This window comes from Aeromonas sp. QDB11 (assembly GCF_027705265.1).
Classification (GTDB): domain Bacteria; phylum Pseudomonadota; class Gammaproteobacteria; order Enterobacterales; family Aeromonadaceae; genus Aeromonas; species Aeromonas allosaccharophila.
The window spans coordinates 1-1,903 of record NZ_JAPDBM010000151.1; the positions used below are offsets into that span (position 1 = coordinate 1).

General features: G+C 59.7%; 1 protein-coding gene and 1 pseudogene. One reads left to right on the forward strand and one right to left on the reverse strand.

Going from position 1 to position 1,903, the window contains the following annotated elements; all coding sequences use genetic code 11:
- Nucleotides 1-232: 232 nt before the first annotated feature.
- Nucleotides 233-1,507 (forward strand): glucose-1-phosphate adenylyltransferase, encoded by a 1,275-nt coding sequence (gene glgC, locus OKC40_RS22270; protein ID WP_043852307.1) that lies wholly within the window; start codon nt 233-235, stop codon nt 1,505-1,507.
- 77 nt (nt 1,508-1,584) lie between these two features.
- Here glgC and OKC40_RS22275 read toward each other — a convergent pair.
- A pseudogene (locus tag OKC40_RS22275) lies at nt 1,585-1,827 on the reverse strand (hypothetical protein); the annotation flags it as partial.
- Nucleotides 1,828-1,903 lie beyond the last annotated feature (76 nt).

Here is a 1,903-nt window from a genome sequence, read left to right on the forward strand (position 1 = left end):
AGGCAAGGGGCAACAGTGGATCAAGGGATGATCGTCTCACTTTTTCCTGTCAATGCCATCTGGGTGAACAGTTACGAAATTCTAACCAAGCCGCCGGCACAAAGCATGAGTACTCACGCAACTCCGTGAAAAGGACCGGCGGAAAGCAACTAAATGTGAGTGAAAACACTTTCATAGTTTGTGAAAAAAGCGAAGATGGGTTGAAAACAGCCCCAACAGAGCAGAGGTAAATATGTTGCAAGAACCCGTAGACACAGCCAAAGCACGGCAACTATTGAATCAGAGTATGGCCTTGGTGCTCGCAGGGGGACGTGGTAGTCGCCTGAAGCAGTTGACCGACAACCGCGCCAAGCCCGCCGTCCATTTCGGCGGCAAGTTCCGCATCATCGATTTCGTGCTCTCCAACTGCATCAACTCCGGCATTCGCCGGGTGGGTGTGGTCACCCAGTACAAGTCCCACAGCCTGCTGCGCCACCTGCAATCGGGCTGGTCCTTCCTGCGCTATCAGATGAACGAGTTCATCGATCTGCTGCCTGCCCAGCAACGGGTGGACGAGGTGCACTGGTATCGCGGCACCGCCGATGCCATCTACCAGAACGTCGACATCATTCGCGACTACGGCCCCAAATACATAGTGGTGCTGGCGGGGGATCACATCTACAAGATGGACTATGCCGCTATGCTGCTCGATCACGTGCGCCTCGGCGCCAAGGTGACGGTGGCCTGCATCGAGGTGCCGCGTGCGGAGGCGTCCGCCTTCGGGGTGATGGACATCGACGAGCAGCGCAAAATCCGCGCCTTCGTCGAGAAACCGGCCAACCCGCCCGCCATGCCGGGCAATGACCAGGTCTCCCTGGCTTCCATGGGGATCTACATCTTCGAGGCGGAATATCTCTATCAGCTGCTGGAGGAGGACATCCACAACCTGGAGTCCAAGCACGACTTCGGCATGGACGTGATCCCGCGCATCGTGGGGGAGGGCAAGGCCTTTGCCCACCCGTTCAACATGTCCTGTGTCGGGGCCAAGGAGGGGCAAAAACCCTACTGGCGTGACGTGGGGACCCTGGATTCGTTCTGGGAGGCGAACATGGACCTTGCCTCCGTGGTGCCCGAGCTCGACATCTATGACGAGAACTGGCCCATCTGGACCAGCCAGAACATGTCGCCCCCGGCCAAGTTCGTGCAGGACAGAAACGGGCAGCACGGCATGACCATCAACTCCATGTTCGCGGGGGGCTCCATCGTGAGCGGCTCCTTCGTGCTCAACTCGGTGTTGTTCACCAACGTGCGGGTGCACTCCTTCTGTACCCTGGATCAGGCGGTGATCTTCCCCGGGGTCGAGATCGGGGCTGGTTGCCGCTTGCGCCGGGTGGTGGTGGACAAGGGGTGCAAGCTGCCAGACGGCCTGGTGGTGGGGGAGAATGCAGACGAGGATAGCCGCCGCTTCTACCGCTCCGAGCAGGGCATCGTGCTGGTGACCAAGCCGATGCTGGCCAAGCTGGGGTGACACCATTGCCAACGTCAGACGTCACAACTAAAAAGGGAGCCGATATGGCTCCCTTTTTCTATTCAGCGAGTGGCTGATTATTTTTCGGTGATCAGCGCCTTGGTGGCCATCACCATGGCGGTGCCGTGCTTGCCACCAGCGGCGGTCACTTGCGGGACGCCATCTTCGTCGGTGTCGCTGCCGGCACCCTCGATGACGTTCTCGCCGGAGTCACCGACCCATTCGGCCATCTGCATGCCGCCGTTGACGGTGCCGCGGAACCAGCCCACGTAGCGCTGGGTCAGCTGTGCCAGCTCAAGCTCGGGTGCCTTCTCGGCCCCGTAACCGTTCACCGGGACGGTGTTGACAGCACCAACTCCTCCGGGAACGGGTAGTCGGTTTTCTCGATGCAGGACC